This is a genomic window from Acetobacter sp. DmW_125128 (genome assembly GCF_008704325.1).
Lineage (GTDB): Bacteria > Pseudomonadota > Alphaproteobacteria > Acetobacterales > Acetobacteraceae > Acetobacter > Acetobacter oryzifermentans.
In genome coordinates this window covers 1-16,954 of sequence record NZ_VHOP01000004.1, presented here as the reverse complement: position 1 = coordinate 16,954, position 16,954 = coordinate 1, and the positions used below count along the sequence as shown (strand labels likewise).

Here is a 16,954-nt window from a genome sequence, read left to right as displayed (position 1 = left end):
CTACTGCCAGATATAACGTGAGTTATTGGCGTGCGGGCCTTCTGGCTTGGAAGCCGTATCAATATTCACTTCAACAGACATACCAACACGCACCTTTGCCGCAAGCGGCTGGTCTGGATCAAACGTAAGTTTAACGGGAATACGCTGCACCACCTTGGTAAAATTACCCGTCGCATTATCTGGCTGAATAGGTGCAAAAGCGACACCGGTGGCAGGTGCCAATGAATCCACATGCGCCTTGAGGGGATGACCGGGAAATGTATCTACCCAAACAGTCGCACTCTGGCCAGTTTGCACTTTTGTAAGCTGTGTTTCCTGAAAGTTAGCCAGAACATAGGCTTCATGAACAGGCACAACAGCCAAAATACCCGTGCCGGGGTGCACATAATTCCCGATACGCACACCACGCTCACCCACTACACCATCCATTGGAGCGGGAATGGTGCAGTAAGACAGGTTCAGTTCTGCCTGTTTTTCATCCCCCTGCATGCGCAGTAAAACACCACGTGCACGCTGAAGCTGGGCTTTTAAAACTGCAACCTGCCGAATGGCAGCATCCACCCCTGCTTGGTCTCGTGCTATGGATGCCGCTGCTTCTTTTTCCTGCGCTTCCGACGATTGCTTTTGTTCAATCGTGCCAGCACCACCGGAGGAAAGATTGCGATACCGGGTTGCGTTCTGCCGGGCAAACATCAATGCGGCCTGATCTGCCAGAACTGCTGCGCGTGCTTGCGCAATAACGGCATCCTGCCGACCAAGCTCGGCTTCCAAATTGGCAACATCGCCTTGGGCAGCTAGCACATTGCCTTTTGCGACCTCCAAGGCTGCACGGTAATCATCATCCTCAATATGCGCCAATTCCTCACCTGCATGCACAAGTTGGTTATCCTGCGCAATAACCCGATCAATACGGCCTGAAACCTTGGGCGCAACCGTGGGAAAATCTGCTGTTACATAGGCATCATTGGTATATTGGTTCACACCATCACCATTGATCAGCCGCGAACCGCCCCATGCTACAAGGGCAAGCACAGCAGCGGCACAGCCAGCATAAAGCAACGGTTTTTTGTAGATCATAATCTGTATTCCGGATTAGCGGGCTGGAGTGTTGGGAGAAGGCGCACGCGGCGGATACACCCGGCGCGGCAGAATAAGATTCATGCAAGCGTATCCAAGGCAGGCCCATATCAGCACATAATAGATATCGTTCAGCGCCAGAACGAGCGCCTGCTCATGCACATAGGTATGGAAAACCTGAAGTGAATTACGGGCAACATGCACACTATCTGGCGATGTAACCGAAAGCTGCTGCATGATGGGGTTACCCATGCCCTGCAGGGCTAGACCATGCGTGCCATGATGATCGAGCAACATGGTGGAATGATATTGCTCTCGCCTACGGGTTAAGGCAGCAAACAGCGCATAGGCAACCGCATTGGCCAGCCCTTTAAGCATATTGACCATGCCAGAAATAAACGGACCATCGGCAGGCCCCATAGCAAGGGTCGCCAGCATGAGGGTAGGAATAACCGTCATGGGTTGGCCAAAAACCTGGAGAATTTGCAGCGGGTAAAAATTATCCCGCACCCAATCCACCGTCAGCCATGTACCCAACCATGCAGAAGCGGCCAGACACAACATGCCGCCCGCCAGTACAAAACGGCAATCAACCTTACGACTGTTACAAAAAGCGGCAATCAACGGCAGCATGATCAGCTGCGGCAACGCAACCACCAGCGATACCGGGGCTGTTTGAATAGGCCGATACCCACGCACAGCAGACAGATAGGTTGCGGGAATATCCCCCATAATCGCACAGATGGCGAGAATGCCCACCAATGAGAGCAAAGACGCCTGAATATTACGGGATCGCCAGTACTGAATGCGAAAATAAGGGCTGGGATGAAACGCCTCGTTAATTACAAAAACAATAAATGCTGCCACACCCCAGAATGTTAGATCCGTAATCACAGGGGAACGGAACCAATCCAACCTATCTCCTTGATACAACACGATCACCAAGGAACAAATTGCTGGCAGCCCTACCAGCAATCCAAGCCAGTTAAACTTTTCAAACCTCTCAAAATGCATTGGGTCTTTCGGCAAGCCATAGGCCATCATCGCAATAGCCAACGCTGCTGTTGGAATAATTTCCCAATACAGCCAATGCCAGCCCATACGTTCGAACCAGAATGCTTCCAGCGGCAAACCCAGATTAGGCCCAAAAGTAGCGCTCATGGCGTATCCGCCAATGCCAAATACCCGAATTTCTGGAGGGAGGTATTTCAGCATTACAGTCATAAGCACAGGCGGTAAACAACCTGCCGTTAATCCTTGAAATGCACGTAGAATGCAAAGTGAAGTGACATCCGGCATAAAGGGCGCTGGAATGGAAAGCAGTGCCAAAGCAGCTGTCATGAAAATGGAAAAGCGATAGATCGAGAACGTCATGTAAAACCACGGCGTAAACGCCATGGCTGCAATATTGAACGCCTCATAAATCGCAATAACCCACGTGCCCTCATCGTGGCCAATGTGCATGGCACCCCGAATATCGGAAAGACCGATCTCGGTCACATGCTCATTAAATCCTGCAACATGCACGGCCAGCAGCATACCCAAACAGCCAACAACAGTGCGTAGGCCAAAAGGGGGAATATAAGAAGGGCGTGGTGGCGCGGCATGAATAACCGGTGCACCAACCCCTTGTGCAGGAGCAGCGTTGGTCATCAGCGCACTTCAAACGGTTCACTGCGCCTTCGACAACCCCTATTTCTGATAAGTGACGAATTCGATTTTCGGAATAGAAAACTCTAGTCATTCCATAAAACAACATCTATTTCTGAAAGGATGAAAGGTTATGATCTCGACCTGCTTCGCTACCTTCAGGTGCTTATCGAAGAAGAAAGCGTCTCTCTTGCCGCACGTCGGCTAAAAATCAGTGAACCGGCTATGAGCCGTCAGCTTGCTAAATTACGCAAAGCATTTGCTGACCCCATTCTTGTGCAATCTGGCCGACGCATGACCCCATCGGCCTTTGCCGCTGGCATACTCAACCGGGTGCAGAATGTTGTTGTCGCCGCAGATAGCCTTATAGAAACACGCGCACTTGTCAATCTGGCAAACATGGCGCCTACCTTTACCCTTCGGGCTAATGATCTGGTTATAGCTGCGCTGGCTCTTCCACTCTTGGAAGCCTTGAAAAAGGATTGCCCTCGGTGTGAAGTGATCTGGGCACCCGAACTCGATGCGGCTGCATCTGTCCCGTTGCGTGATGACAGTGTAGATTTGTACATCGGCGCAACGGAAATGATGAAGCCCGAAATACGCCGCCAGACCATTTTCCGAGACTATATGCGGGGCCTTGTACGTAAAGGGCACCCAATTCTGGCAGAACCCATCACACCGGAAAGCATGGTACGTTACGATTATATCAGTGTTTCACGCAGAGGGCGCGCGCAAGGCCCGATTGATTGGAAGCTGCGCAATCAACATGGGCTGACACGTAGAATTGCAATGGTCGTGCCCAATTACCATGCAATGATAGAAAGTATGAAAAATACAGATCTCATTCTGCCTTTACCAGGCATTGTGATTGATCATATCTCTCAAGAAGCCCTTGGGCTGACATCTTTTGAATTTCCTCTCTCACTTCCATCCGTGGAAGCTTTTCAAGCGTGGCATCCACGCCGTGACATGGACCCCGTACATCGCTGGTTGAGAGAAACCCTTTTTCGTGTTTCTCGACAGGTGTTAGGCAAATTTCCCCCTTGATGTAATAAGAGGATGAGAAACTCTGGAAAGCATACCCAGCTTTCCAGAACATTCCCTATACCCATGCAAACTCTCATAGATATAGAATATTATTTTCTATATCTATGCAGTTCAGGAAGATTAAGGCCGGGGTTAATTTCAAAGTTAACCATTAAGCCAACCTGCGCAGCATATTTAACATTAGGCTGCACTCTGGAAGATGCAAGCTGATCGGGATTCCAAATATATTCAAAATAAGGCGTTGCCATAACACCCGGCGCAACATTCAAGCCATAGTTCAGTTCCATCATGGTTTCCGAACTATTCCATTGATTGCGATAACCTTCGGCTTGCAAAGAAGCATTCATGGAATGCACGACTTTACGATTCCACAAATAACTCTGGAACACGAGGCCTACATAATCCCTCGGTCGTGAACGGAAAGGCCCCCAATCAAACAGACCTGCCACAAAGCCATTTCTTACGGTGCCATCTCCCGATGTCAGAAAGTTTGCAGACCCAAAAACAATAAGCCCCCGTGTATCATTCGGGTCGGGCTTCCAGATCATCTGCTGGGCTTGCGCGTATACAGTTGTACGCCCACGGCGTGGTTGCGCCTTGCCGCCCGCTAATGCGTAAACCTGATGCTCGGTGTTATAAAGTGGATCACTATAAATAGAGGTATCATACGTAAAACCAAGGCTATAAGCACGAGGATACTTATCTGTTGTAAAGTCTGTATGATATCCGGCTTCAACGGGTATGAATTCACCCTCGGCTTTATCAAACCCCCAGTCTGGCCCAGGCCAACCATTATGGTTTTTGGCGCGCACCCAAGGCTCTACTTCCCAGATACCGCCTTTAATATACGTAGAAGCTGTGGGCTTGATCAGCACACGTGCACTCCATGATGAAACCGTAAATGATGGTGATGAGCCATCAATTGTAAATGTTGTTGGTGATGAACACAGGAAGGTTGCAAACTGACAATACAGTTCCGAGCCTTCAAATTCACCACCTTTCGGGTTTGAGCGGCCAGCTAGAATAAAAAGATGTTTGTTAAAAAGTTCTTGATCCCAAGTAAATTCACGAACCTGCAACCCATCATGGTTGCCCCATGTGTTGATCCATGACCAATCAGAAGCATTATACTCCCAACTACGCCCCTGCCCGGCCACATCATCGATAATAAAATGCATCTGACCACCCGATATCCCGGCTATCCGTTGCATATCAAGGTTTAGCCCCAACAAAGCCCAGTTAGTATAAGCAGAACCGTTTTTATACCCACCACCGACGTTGGCATTTAGCTGTGATATATTCCAGCCGTTAAAATAAACACCGTGATCAGCAAGAAATTTCCCTCCCTGTGCTACGGGTTTAAATTGGAGGGAAAAGAAGTAAGGTTGTGTCAAAATGGAATGCGCCCCTTTGCCATTAGGTGCTACAGGCCCATCTCCCCCATTAGGCGCCGGCACAAACCTGGGCACACCAGGTTGCGTAGGTGCATGAGCAGCATCATAATAATGCCTGTTACCTTTAACAAAGTAAAAGTTTCCAACTTGCTCCATCTTTTCGGTGTGTTGTGGTTCAGCAAATACCAAACTTGGCAATAACCCACCAAAAACACCACAACAGCCCATGAATTTTGTAGCACGACAGGAAAAAGAGACTGCGTGTAAACCCGTGTTCTGCATCACGTTATTTTCCTATTTGTGTCACGGAAACTTTGTTCCGGACAGTCCCATCACCTGTGGTTTTCAAGAACAGAAAAAGAATTTATAATGACTTCATGCTGTTTTTCGGAATCATCAGAACCGAAAGTCCACCAAGAAGAACTAAGCCTGCAAAAAGCCAGATCACGCCGGACATATCCCCCGTAACACTACGGGCATATCCAACCAAAGCCGTTGCAAAAAATCCTGCTATATTGGCAATAGAACCCGCCAATGCCAGCCCAACCGCAGCGCTACTTCCCTTAAGCATAATGGACGGCAACACCCAAAAAGGTGGGAGCGCACCAAGAATACCCATATTGGCCGCTGTAATACAGGCAATAACAATAAATGGATTGCCCATGCACAACGGAATACACGCCATTGCAATACTGCCCACAACAATAGGAAGAACAATATGCCACCGGCGCTCACCTCGCTCATCGGAACTCCGCCCGATCAGAAACATACTGGCTACAGCACCAATTTGCGGAATAGCGCTGAGGCAACCGATTTGAAAGGTAGAACGAATGCCATCATCATGCAGCAATGAAGGTGTCCAAAAAGCAATTGTATACAAACCCAGAAGTAACGTTCCATCCACAATGCCCAAAAGCCATACCCACGGGCTGCGAAATGCCGCACCAATACTAACAGAAAGACTAACCTTATCAGAAGGCAGCGGATTTTCACGACGCAGCCACTCACTTTCTGATGCCGTGAGCCATGTAGCTTTATCTGGTGACGTCGGCAGAAATAGAAAAACAGCTACCCCAATAAGGACCGGTGGCAATGCTTCCCAGAAAAAAAGCCAACGCCAACCTTCATAACCAGCTACACCATTCAGCCTGTCCATCAACAGGCCAGATACAGGGCCGCCAATCACACTGGCTAAAGGAATACCCGCCATAAAAGCCGCAGTGACTTTGGAGCGATACTGAGGAGGAAACCACAATGCCAAATAATACAGCACACCAGGCATAAAACCTGCTTCTGCAACACCCAATAGAATACGCAGAATATAAAACTGTGTGGGTGTATGCACAAACATCATCAGGCCAGAGCACAATCCCCACGTTACAAGGATACGAGCAATCCAGTTACGCGCACCAAATTTAACTAGCATCAGGTTACTAGGGACTTCGCACAAAATGTAACCAAGAAAGAATAGCCCCGTACCCAAACCATACGCAGCTTCACTCATCCCCAAATCAGAAAGCATACGCAGTTTGGCATATCCAACATTCACCCGATCTAGATAGGATGCCAAAAAACCAAGAAAAAGTAGCGGCAGAATACGCCACGCCATTGTACTAAAAAGCCTGTTCCCGCTTTGCTCGGAACGGCTTGCCTGCCCGGAAACAGCAACACTTCGCATGAGCACTCCAGATCACATATTACCAGCAAGAAACTTCCAACAAACAGCCCCACACCGCCCGAGAAATTTATTGCGATTCCGATATGATAAGATAGTCGCGTACACACCATAGTTGTAAAGATTATATTTCTTATTCGAAACATTATTTTCCGATGTGTCCTTTGCGCAACGCGCCAACACAGAAATTTTAGATGATTTCACTCAGGCTAAATATTTTACAGACAACATAAATTGAGAAAATTATTATGTTCAAAAAATATAATAAATTACAAATGTTTTTGATATAAAAGAAGTAATAATATATATAATTAGCGTACACATCGCATTTTATAAAAACACATCTACTCGCTTTTAAAATTTTTGATGGAGAGGAAAATACATGTAACCTCTCCACCAATAAGTTTAATATGCGCCAGAAAGAAGTGCACCACCCCCAGGTGCTACTGCTTCCAACTTCATGGCTTTAAGCATGGCATACGTTGTTGCTACAGCAGCACTCAAAGTCGGTTTGCCAGTTATAGCTTCCACCATAGATACAACGGGAAGCGAAGGCATCTGCACACAAGCCGAAACAATAACTGCATCAGCATCCTGATAACGTAAGCCCTTCACAATCTCCGGTAAACGCTGGCAATCATGACGCCCCACATCCAGATTATCTGGAATTTCCAGCGCCACATAATCAATAACATCAATACCTTCGCGGCTGATGTAATCCACTACCAATTCCGTCAAAGGCCGCATGTAAGGTGCTACAACCACAATTTTCTTGGTGCCAAGAACCTTTAAGCCCTCAATCAGCGCTCCTGCACTGGTGATAACAGGCGCAGGATGTCCGTTTTCAACTGTTCGTTCATGTAGGCGCTTTTCGGAAACACGGTGATAGCCCGGCCCCATGGACATAGTGGCAACAAGGCAGGCATAACCTAGCACATCCAAAGCTGCATCACTCAGTTCAAACGCGCAACGGTCTGATTGCCCGTCCATGGCAGCCAGCTCATCCTTACTCACCGTTTTCATGCGCATACGTGCAGAATGAAACGTAAACCGTTCTGGCCGAATATTTTCACGCAGCTTTAACAGTGCAGGAATTTCCGTTTCCATTGTAATGTTGGAACTGGGAACAATCTGCCCGATACGATAAATTTTCTTCATCAGAACCTCTTGTGAAGACAATAAATGGGATCACCCATAAAAATGAGTGTCCCCTTAAAGTTCCTGCTTTATTCAGCAGTTTCAAATTTAGGGCTATTTTACAGTAACAGCGCTATAAAAGCCTTCTTCATTATCCCACGGGATCATATGTCCCGCGTTTTCAACGTGCACGATCTCAATAGCACTGTTCAAACTGGATATTTCAGCTTCATCTTCTTTCTGAATCACCCCACCGCGTGTTGCGACAACCAAACGAGCTGGCACCTTCAAATGTGGAAGGTCCTGATGGATGTCTTCCGTATGGAATTTTTCGAACGAAATGCGTGTTGCCAGTTCATCACAAGTATGCAGCCATTCAGCACGTAGTTGACGCTGTTCCTCTGTCCATGTCGGACAAAAACGCTGCATGTCTTCAGCACTCATCCCCTTACGGGAAAGGCGAATAGATTCTGTATACCAGTCTAAATTTGCAGGATAAGCACGCCGTCCGGGGCCGCTAACAGGAGGATCAACCAAAATAAGCTGAGCAAGATCTACTGAATTCTTGCGCGCAGCACGAATAGCAATACGTGCCCCCATGGAATGCCCCATGAGTGTAACATCCTTCAGACCAAGCGCTTTAATGAATTCCAAAACATCATCAGCATAGCTATCCAGATCATAATCTAGATCTGGCCCGGTTGAAGAAAGGCCCCGCCCACGTATATCAAGAATGTAAACATCATGATCCGCAGCAAGCCGTTCTCCTACAAACCCCCATGTAATGGCAGGGCTGGTAATGCCAGGAGCCAACACCAACGGCTTACCTTTGCCACCATACCGCAGATAATGCTGACGAATGCCGTTGGCATATACGTTGGCACCATAAAGAAATTTTTCTTCACTCATAACTCAATAATCTCCTGAATATTAATTAGAAATACGGGATAGCAGCGCATCCAACGGCATAACGTCTGCAACTTTCTGGGCCATATCGAACAGATTGGCCTCATGCGGGCCGATTGCACGATCTCCTACGCAATCTGAGATAACAATAGGGCGAAAACCAGCCTGCATGGCATCCAGCACGCTTGCACGTACACAACCCGATGTTACACAACCCGCCACCACCACAGTCTGCACACCGTGGCTTACAAACCAAGCTGCAAGCGGTGTGCCTGCAAATGCAGAAGGCACCGTTTTACGCACAACATATTCACCCGGCACCGGCGCAAGTTCAGGCACAATAGCCGAAGCCGGATTATTTTCCGTAAGCCCCAACATGGAGGGAACCTTTAGGGAAAAAATATTCGCATCAGCACCATCATCCGCAAAAATGATGCGTGAATGCGCAACTTTCCAACCTTTCTCGCGCGCAAATGCAAGTAGATCCTGCGTACGTTCAATAGCCTGCGGAATATTCCCACCGCCAAATGCTTCCGGATCAGCAAAACCATTGACAAAATCAATGATTAACAGGCCGACACCTCCAACAATGCCGATCTCGTTACCAAAACCCTGTTTCTGATATCGTGCCTCATCACGCATATCTTCTGTTGTCATTTGGATTCTCCAACCAGTTTACCATTTCGCACCACGGCTTCATCATCCAGCATTACTGTGCAATCACGCATGGGAATATCAATATGGCAGGCAGTATCACGGTCACCACCAGCTTCATTATTAGGGCCAGTGGACCATAGGAAATTACCGGCACAAGCACGGGGATCCATGCCAATACTTGCCTCTCGATCATAGAACCCCATCACAGACCAATGTGCGCGGTTCTGTAGTCCCCAGCCTATGTGCGAAACCGCAAAAACTTCGGGGTCATGAAAACTTTCCATGTAATCACGCAGGTGATCAGCTTCAAAACCACCTTCAATAGCGCGCACGTAGCCTTTTTCCAGATGACACGTAATAGGGGCCGTAATGTAACTTTTCTGCGGCAGAAGAATATCCCCTGGCGCCAACACAATCTTGCCTTCAGCCGAGCCTTCATTTGCCCAAGTTGCCAAAAAACCGCTTGGCCAATGGTCCCATCTTCCCGGTTTATCTACAAAACCGTATTCTTCCAGAATAGGATATTCACCCAACGCAAACGTAGCGTCCGTGCCTGCTGCAGATGTTACTTTCATAACTTTGGCAGCTTTGAGCCGTGCTGAATTCTTCAGCACGCGCGTACGATCCTCGGCTGTAGGCGTCATACGCACCAACACATCTGGTGGCTCTACTACCAGTAGAATACGCCCACCAGCATCTAAAATCTCATGTTGTTCAGCAGAGAAAAGCAATGTCATAAGATCCAGAACAAGATCACTGGCCTTTAACATTTCCACTGCGGCCCTGTTACCAGTAAGTGGTGTTGTGCCAACATAAGCTAAAGGATCTCGTGAAAGAGACGTTCCACCATTGGTAGGTTGCAAATCAAGCCGATTAGCAATGGCACCTTTTTCCTGCACCGCAAGAAGAGCGCAACGTAAGGTCTGTGCATTTGTTCCTATTGAGGTCAGGATTGTAACGCTCTGGCCGCTCTGTAAATTACAAAGATCCAGAACCTGACGCCATGATTGGACGAGTTCAAAATCACTTACGGGCATTGGAATGTTCCCCTAGAAAAGGCGTTCCGGTGTGGCGCTATTGGACAAAAGGCAAAAGACACATGGCTTAGTGCCCTCCTTCCGCACGAATACGCGCAACCCGAGCCACAAGATCGCTCCATTCCCCTTTTTCCGGAGCCATGGTGCGACGCAGGAAGGCCACGACTTCCGCAATCTGCCGATCAGAGAACAGGTTACGGTAAGCTGGCATCATGTTGGCTGCCTGATGTGCTGGTGATGGTGCACCATCAAGCACCACACGAATAAGATTATCTGGTGTATCGGCCCATACATTACTGTTCAGCGCCAATTGAGGGCGTGCTCCATACAGATGCGTCCCTTCCCCTTCATGACACACTGCACAGCCTGAATTGTAGATACGTGCCCCTTCCCCTTTCTCCATGGATTGAAGATCTGCAGTGCGGGTCAGTATCTGTTGTCGTAAGGCTGGCGCGCCCTCTGCCGTTTGCCTTGTATCAAAAGAGGCAATGTAATGGGCTATAGCCCGCACATCTACATCTGGCAGGTCTTCCATGGCGTGCACAACAGGTGCCATAGGGCCGCCAGCAGGGCCATGATTGGGACTGAAGCCAGTACGCAAATAGGCGTAAAGATCATCTTCGCTCCAGGGCAGCGGAGAGCGTGACAGTGTAGATAATGCTGGTGCAACCCAACCTTCGGCTTCTCCTCCAGCCAGATAAGCTGTTTTCCAGCGCTCTGCCCCCAAAGCATTCCGTGGCGTATGGCATGCAGAACAGTGACCCAAACCTTCCGCCAGATATGCTCCCCTATTCCACTGCTCTGAACGGTTCTGATCCGGCACAAACGGCGCTGTGCTATGGAACAGCATATTCCACCCGGCCATGGAAAAACGTAAGTTATACGGAAATTTCAATGACGTTTTGGGAAGCTTCTGCTCTACAGGTTCCTGCGACATCAGGTAAGCGTAAAGCGCCTGCATGTCTGCATCACTTGTTTTTGCAAATGCCGTATAAGGAAAGGCCGGATACAAATGCCTTCCATCACGGCTAATTCCTTCACGCATGGCGCGTTCAAAGGCTGCATAAGACCATTGGCCAATACCTGTTTTAGTATCTGGCGTTAGGTTAGTAGAATAAATCGTGCCGAATGGTGTTTCCAACGCAAAACCACCAGCATTTTCCTTACCGCCCGGGATTGTATGGCAAACAGCACAATCTCCCGCTGCTGCAACCTGTTTGCCTTTAGCGATAATTTCCGCAGAAAACATACCGGGCACTGGGGGTGCAACTGGAGCGATAGGTGCACGCCATGGCAAAACTGTTGCTAATGCACTGCCTGCCACGGCCAAAGCCGCCCCTAACCCAGCCTTACGTAGCAAGCTTTTCCATCCCTGGCTTGCCATAGCCGGACGGGCACCTTCTCCATGAAAAGACAACGGCGCTAAAGGTACAACAGAAGAGCGCTCTAACGGCCCCAATACCTCATCCAGACGCGTTTTGACTTTTTCAGGTGTAAATGGAACATCCCGAAAACGCACGCCAGTAGCAGCATATATTGCATTTGCAATAGCTGCGGCACTAGGCACGGATGCAGACTCTCCTGCTCCGAGAGGGGGCTCCTCCGGGCGATTCATAAGCACCGGATTGATTTCAGGAATATCTGGAAATTGAATAATCGGATATCCGCCCCATTCCCGGCTTTCTACACCTTCATGGTCGAACTTAATCTGCTCTGTCAGCACACGGCTTGTGGACTGCACGACATTGCCATGCAGTTGGTGACGAATACCAGCCGGATTAATCATCAACCCAGCATCTTGCCCGACCACAGCACGCGTCACGCTTACTTCACCTGTAAGGCGATCAACTGCAACATCAGCTACCCATGCAGACCATGCAGCCGGCTTGCCAGGGAAAGGCCCATGAACATACAGCGCATAGGCCAATCCACGCCCGCGCAGGATACGTTCCTTTGGATCAACCTGAGGCGGTTGCGTACGCGGTTCCCATCCAGCTTTTGCCGCTGTTGCCTTAAGAAGTTCTGCAGCACGTGTATCTGGAAGATAACGCAGGCGATACTCCAGCGGATCTACGCCTGCCTCTGCAGCCAGTTCATCAATATAGCTATCATGCGCAAAACTGTTGGGCAGTGCAGATACACCACGAAACCATGAAGCACGCGCCAAAGGCGGCATATCTTTTACTGTAACCCGTGCATTCGCATAATCATAAGGAGGGATAGACGTTCTATCTCCCATCTGAGCTACAGCAGGTACTTCCGCAGGCACTTGCCCAGTCAGCACCAGCGCCAGCAATGGCGATACATTGGAAGGGTAACTTGTATCTAAATTATAAGCGACAGGCGCACCATTAGCATCCAGTCCACCTTCAATACGCACAAGCTGGGCCGCGCCTTTAGGTTCCCAAACATGTTCCTGAGCACGGGAAAGCTGAACCCGAACAGGCCGCCCAACTGCGCGAGAAAGAAGAGCGGCATCCCCCCCCACATCATCCGCACAATTCCGCCCGTAACATCCTGCTGCTTCGTGACGAATAACTGTTACGTTGGTAACAGGCAAATCCATCAACAACGCGATATCGGCTTGCAACATATGCGGATTTTGCGTGCCAGACCAAACTGTCAGGCTACCTTCATGCCAGGATGCCACAGAGCAAGAAGGCCCAATAGAGCCATGCATCTGATAAGGCCAATGGTATTCGCGATCTAGACGATGGGAGAGTTTACCCAACGTCGCATCCACATCTCCACGATCCAAAACAACGCGAGGCTCGTACGGGTTAGCCCGTATCGCTTCTATCGGATCTGAAAGATCTGGTACAGCAACTGGTGCCCACGTAACTTGTAACGCTTCTGCCGCTGCAATTGCCTGTTCTTCACGCTCAGCAACCACCCCGACAAAATCACCAATCACCACTACATCCACAAGGCCCTCAATATGAGTCACAGATGCACGGTCCACCTTTAATAACGAACGCCCTACAAACGGACCATGATCATAACCCGCATAGGGAGGCCGAATAACACGACCATGCAGCATGCCCTCTACGCGCACATCATGCACATAAACCATGCGGCCCGTTACTTTATCTCGAATATCGACCCGCGGATGGCTGCGGCCCACCAGACGATATTCAGATGGAGGCTTCACCGACGTAGTTTCATCCAATTCCTCACGGATTTGAACACCACGTACAATATCTCCCATCCCCCAGTTTGTTATTCCGGGCAAAGATCCTGTTAACTTCCCATTGCGGAAAGATAATGATTCAACAGGGGAGTTTGTAAGTTGTGCAGCACGTTGTAGCAGCAACTTGCGTGCCTGCGCCGCTGCCCGACGTAACGGACGAGATGAAACCTGAATGGTCTCACTTGCAATTGTCGCCCCTTGATCAGGGGTACGATCTGTATGCCCCAACACCATCCGAACATATGTAGGATCTGCATCCAGTTCTTCTGCTACAATCTGAGCCAGAGAAGTTGCAATACCTGTCCCAAGATCTACATGCCCACAAAACCCTAAAATCTGACCGTTTTCATCAACCTGAACCAGCACCTCATCCCGTGGGATAAATTCTCCTCGTGCAGAAAGCCCTTGGGGAGGAAGTGATTTCCGGAATATCTGGAGCACACCGGTCATTTTCCGCTATCCTCCTTTTCCAATCCGGCTGCAATTCGTGCAGCACGCATAATTTCTACATGAGTGCCACAACGACAAAGATTATAGCGCAGGGCAGCCTTTAGTGCGCCTTCATCGGGATTGGGGGTCGCGTCTAAAAACGCCCGTAGCGTCATGACCATACCGTTCAGGCAGTAGCCGCACTGCGCTGCCTGTGCTGCAACCACAGCCTTTTGCACAGGATCACTTCCATCTGGAGAAAGGCCTTCCAGTGTCACAATGTTTTTACACTTTACTGCAGCGTTTAACGAGACCACACAACTACGTGCAGCTTTCCCGTCCATTAGCACCGTGCAGGCACCACATGCCCCTAAACCGCAGCCATATTTGGGGCCATTCAGCCCCAAATCATTGCGCAAAACTGTAAGAAGTGGCGTATTCCCGACTGCCGTAATGGTATGACGGCGGCCATTAACTGTTAGAAAGACGCTGGCTGCCATAACGCCCATCCTCTTTTCTACGCTTATTCGATTGTCAGATCGTAGATATTGTCACCGTAACACCAGTAAGGATCTTCAGGCTGCCGTAGCCATGTATTGGCATTGGAAATGCTCTGAACTTTGGTCGCACGCTCTTTTCGTGCTTCATGATAAGAACGGAATGTACGTTCCAGATCCTTTGTACCTAACTCAGTAAGGCACCGGGCCAAAACAGCTGCATCTTCCACTGCCATAGCCGCCCCTTGCGCCATATGCGGCTTCATTGGGTGGCAAGCATCTCCCAGCAATACAGAACGACCTTGATACCAAACAGGCAATGGCGCACGCGTTTTAAGCGGCCATTTCGTAACAACATCAGTCGCGTCGATATAGCCCTGAACCATTGGATGGAAGCCCTTGAATGCTTCACGCAACGCTTCACGTGAGCTTGGCAACTGTCCTGCACGAGAAGTCCATTCTGCTGGCTCCCCTGTTACCAGGTAGAACTCATCCTCGTTCTTATCAAGATAATAGCACACGATATGCCGATCAGCAGACCACCACTTCGCGTTCAGGTCAGCTCCCAAGCTCTTGGCGGCTGCACCCGGAATAATGGCACGATGTGCAATCCATCCGGTATAAACAGCCTCATCCAAACCGAAGATTTTTTCGCGTACACGTGAGTTTATACCGTCAGCACCAATAAGGATATCAACCTTTTCTGAAGCGCCGTTTTCGAAATTCAGTGTAACGCCGTGACCATCATCTGTAAAATCGACCAGTTTGTGAGCCCATTTCACACGTTCCGAACTTACACAATCCAGCATAGCCTGATGCAGATCACCACGGTGAATGGTAATATAAGGCGCACCATAGCGTCCCCGTTCAGCATTAAGCGGAATCTTGGCCATAACTGTGCCGTCGTCCCACTTACGGCTGAGCCAATAATCAGGAAGACATGAAATTTCTTCTAGCTTTTTATCGAGACCATCTAAAGTGGCGAGAATTTTAAGGACGTTGGGACCAAACTGGATGCCCGCACCCAGCCGAGAAAAAGCGGGAGCCTGATCAAACAGAACAACATCAAAACCAGCTTTCTCCAGCAGCCCTGCTGCTGCAACGCCACCAAGCCCTGCCCCTGCAATGCCTATACGAACTCCACCTGACATATTAACTCTCCGACCAGCAGTAAAATTACAGACTTAATAGCGTATACGCGATATATGAATGTTCAGGGAGGAACGGAGAAACGTCAAGATAATAATTTCATTATCGTTACGTTTTTTTATAACATATTGATTTTTAGAGTTTTATTATTCTTTGCTCTTCGTGCAAAATAGCCTGAGACTTTCAAATTACGAAAATCATCAGAATTTTAAAGCACTAAAACCAGTTATATTTTTATGATTTTCTATAACAACAGATGTAGCCGTAGCGTATTTCTCTGCCATCAATGAGATGCCAATATGACAGCATTATACTTCAAAATGAGATAACTTCTGTAAAATATGGAGCACAGCAATCTGCTCACACTCATTTAACGGAGACAACGTTATATCAGTCACCTGCCGTGCTACAGGAGTGGTCTCATGTAAAAGTTGTTCACCTTCAGGCATAAGCGAAACAAGTTTCTGCCTACGATCTTGCTTACTCTGTTCTACCTTCAACAACCCACGTTTTTTTAGACGCGATACAATGTCACGCAATGTCGCATGATCAATCGCAGCTTCATGGCTAATCTGAACCAAAGAAGCCTGACCAAGTTTATGGGTGGTAACCAAAACAGCAAATTGCGCAGAGGTAAGATGTTGGTCTGGAATATGCTCCTGAAAAATAGCTGTATGACGCTGATAAGCACGCCGTAACAGAAAACCAACTTGTTCATCCAAGGCATAATTCTGTTCAGATTTCTTTTTATTATTCTTCATATCGCATTTCCCTTAAGTATATTTTGATAAAAAATAACATTTAAATTTCTGTTGTTCGATATACACTTTTATACATAATCTAGCCTTCAGTTCAGCTTAAAAAACTAATCTTATGAGAGTTCCTATTTCTACTAGCATGTTTTCTCTCTAATCGGCTCAAATAATCTTTAATAAAAGCCTTATGAGTCATTCAAAGCAAGAAACAGAGATTTTAATGGGACTGAATAGAAATTATAGATGTTAGACAAATCATTTAAAATAAGGTTCGAATCCCGCCGCGGACACCATTATGTATTATTCTAGTGATTTAGACGCCTGTTGAGGCGGGTCATATACGCAGCACCCCGC

The 16,954-nt window shown here is 48.3% G+C and carries 13 protein-coding genes; 1 reads left to right on the top strand and 12 read right to left on the bottom strand.

What is annotated here, in order from left to right; genetic code table 11:
* Both FKW19_RS01590 and FKW19_RS01585 read right to left on the bottom strand, forming a co-directional pair.
* On the bottom strand, positions 1 to 1,077 hold the full coding sequence (locus FKW19_RS01590; protein WP_089179658.1) for an HlyD family secretion protein: 1,077 nt from the start codon (positions 1,075 to 1,077) through the stop codon (positions 1 to 3).
* 15 nt (positions 1,078 to 1,092) lie between these two features.
* A complete protein-coding gene (locus tag FKW19_RS01585; RefSeq protein WP_150150539.1) occupies positions 1,093 to 2,730 on the bottom strand; it encodes an MFS transporter in 1,638 nt (545 codons plus the stop codon).
* 120 nt (positions 2,731 to 2,850) lie between these two features.
* Between FKW19_RS01585 and FKW19_RS01580 the strand changes: the two genes are divergently transcribed.
* Entirely contained in the window at positions 2,851 to 3,774 is a 924-nt protein-coding gene (locus FKW19_RS01580) for a LysR family transcriptional regulator (protein ID WP_150150538.1), read from the top strand.
* 89 nt (positions 3,775 to 3,863) lie between these two features.
* On the opposite strand, the gene FKW19_RS01575 is transcribed toward FKW19_RS01580, so the two are convergent.
* From FKW19_RS01575 to FKW19_RS01530, 10 genes are all read right to left on the bottom strand, one after another.
* The gene (locus tag FKW19_RS01575) at positions 3,864 to 5,324 is read right to left on the bottom strand and encodes a carbohydrate porin (RefSeq protein ID WP_255446474.1); all 1,461 of its coding nucleotides are present in this window, start codon (positions 5,322 to 5,324) and stop codon (positions 3,864 to 3,866) included.
* A 208-nt stretch (positions 5,325 to 5,532) separates the two neighbouring features.
* On the bottom strand, positions 5,533 to 6,846 hold the full coding sequence (locus FKW19_RS01570) for an MFS transporter (protein ID WP_089179662.1): 1,314 nt from the start codon (positions 6,844 to 6,846) through the stop codon (positions 5,533 to 5,535).
* A gap of 402 nt (positions 6,847 to 7,248) precedes the next feature.
* Positions 7,249 to 8,001 carry an Asp/Glu racemase gene (locus tag FKW19_RS01565; RefSeq protein WP_089179663.1) on the bottom strand — a complete coding sequence of 251 codons (753 nt, stop codon included), beginning with the start codon at positions 7,999 to 8,001 and terminating at the stop codon, positions 7,249 to 7,251.
* A 93-nt stretch (positions 8,002 to 8,094) separates the two neighbouring features.
* The gene (locus FKW19_RS01560; RefSeq protein WP_089179664.1) at positions 8,095 to 8,889 is read right to left on the bottom strand and encodes an alpha/beta fold hydrolase; all 795 of its coding nucleotides are present in this window, start codon (positions 8,887 to 8,889) and stop codon (positions 8,095 to 8,097) included.
* 21 nt (positions 8,890 to 8,910) lie between these two features.
* Positions 8,911 to 9,543 carry an isochorismatase family protein gene (locus tag FKW19_RS01555; RefSeq protein ID WP_089179665.1) on the bottom strand — a complete coding sequence of 211 codons (633 nt, stop codon included), beginning with the start codon at positions 9,541 to 9,543 and terminating at the stop codon, positions 8,911 to 8,913.
* Positions 9,540 to 10,580, bottom strand: a complete 1,041-nt coding sequence (locus tag FKW19_RS01550; protein ID WP_089179666.1) for a 2,5-dihydroxypyridine 5,6-dioxygenase — start codon at positions 10,578 to 10,580, stop codon at positions 9,540 to 9,542. The genes FKW19_RS01555 and FKW19_RS01550 overlap by 4 nt, the downstream gene beginning before the upstream one ends.
* 67 nt (positions 10,581 to 10,647) lie before the next feature.
* Positions 10,648 to 14,220: a molybdopterin cofactor-binding domain-containing protein gene (locus FKW19_RS01545; RefSeq protein WP_089179667.1), complete on the bottom strand. Its 3,573-nt coding sequence runs from the start codon at positions 14,218 to 14,220 to the stop codon at positions 10,648 to 10,650.
* A complete protein-coding gene (locus FKW19_RS01540; protein WP_089179972.1) occupies positions 14,217 to 14,699 on the bottom strand; it encodes a (2Fe-2S)-binding protein in 483 nt (160 codons plus the stop codon). Before FKW19_RS01540 ends, FKW19_RS01545 begins: the two co-directional genes overlap by 4 nt.
* 23 nt (positions 14,700 to 14,722) lie before the next feature.
* A complete protein-coding gene (locus tag FKW19_RS01535; RefSeq protein WP_006115757.1) occupies positions 14,723 to 15,847 on the bottom strand; it encodes an FAD-dependent monooxygenase in 1,125 nt (374 codons plus the stop codon).
* A 306-nt stretch (positions 15,848 to 16,153) separates the two neighbouring features.
* A complete protein-coding gene (locus tag FKW19_RS01530) occupies positions 16,154 to 16,606 on the bottom strand; it encodes a MarR family winged helix-turn-helix transcriptional regulator (protein ID WP_063354666.1) in 453 nt (150 codons plus the stop codon).
* Positions 16,607 to 16,954 lie beyond the last annotated feature (348 nt).

Bases quoted from the DNA above. Each gene is read 5' to 3' on its own strand.
- FKW19_RS01590 (WP_089179658.1), bottom strand. From the start codon at position 1,077: ATGATCTACAAAAAACCGTTGCTTTATGCTGGCTGTGCCGCTGCTGTG.
- FKW19_RS01565 (WP_089179663.1), bottom strand. From the start codon at position 8,001: ATGAAGAAAATTTATCGTATCGGGCAGATTGTTCCCAGTTCCAACATT.
- FKW19_RS01545 (WP_089179667.1), bottom strand. From the start codon at position 14,220: ATGACCGGTGTGCTCCAGATATTCCGGAAATCACTTCCTCCCCAAGGG.
- FKW19_RS01555 (WP_089179665.1), bottom strand. From the start codon at position 9,543: ATGACAACAGAAGATATGCGTGATGAGGCACGATATCAGAAACAGGGT.
- FKW19_RS01575 (WP_255446474.1), bottom strand. From the start codon at position 5,324: ATGGAGCAAGTTGGAAACTTTTACTTTGTTAAAGGTAACAGGCATTAT.
- FKW19_RS01540 (WP_089179972.1), bottom strand. From the start codon at position 14,699: ATGGCAGCCAGCGTCTTTCTAACAGTTAATGGCCGCCGTCATACCATT.
- FKW19_RS01530 (WP_063354666.1), bottom strand. From the start codon at position 16,606: ATGAAGAATAATAAAAAGAAATCTGAACAGAATTATGCCTTGGATGAA.
- FKW19_RS01560 (WP_089179664.1), bottom strand. From the start codon at position 8,889: ATGAGTGAAGAAAAATTTCTTTATGGTGCCAACGTATATGCCAACGGC.
- FKW19_RS01535 (WP_006115757.1), bottom strand. From the start codon at position 15,847: ATGTCAGGTGGAGTTCGTATAGGCATTGCAGGGGCAGGGCTTGGTGGC.
- FKW19_RS01550 (WP_089179666.1), bottom strand. From the start codon at position 10,580: ATGCCCGTAAGTGATTTTGAACTCGTCCAATCATGGCGTCAGGTTCTG.
- FKW19_RS01580 (WP_150150538.1), top strand. From the start codon at position 2,851: ATGAAAGGTTATGATCTCGACCTGCTTCGCTACCTTCAGGTGCTTATC.
- FKW19_RS01570 (WP_089179662.1), bottom strand. From the start codon at position 6,846: ATGCGAAGTGTTGCTGTTTCCGGGCAGGCAAGCCGTTCCGAGCAAAGC.
- FKW19_RS01585 (WP_150150539.1), bottom strand. From the start codon at position 2,730: ATGACCAACGCTGCTCCTGCACAAGGGGTTGGTGCACCGGTTATTCAT.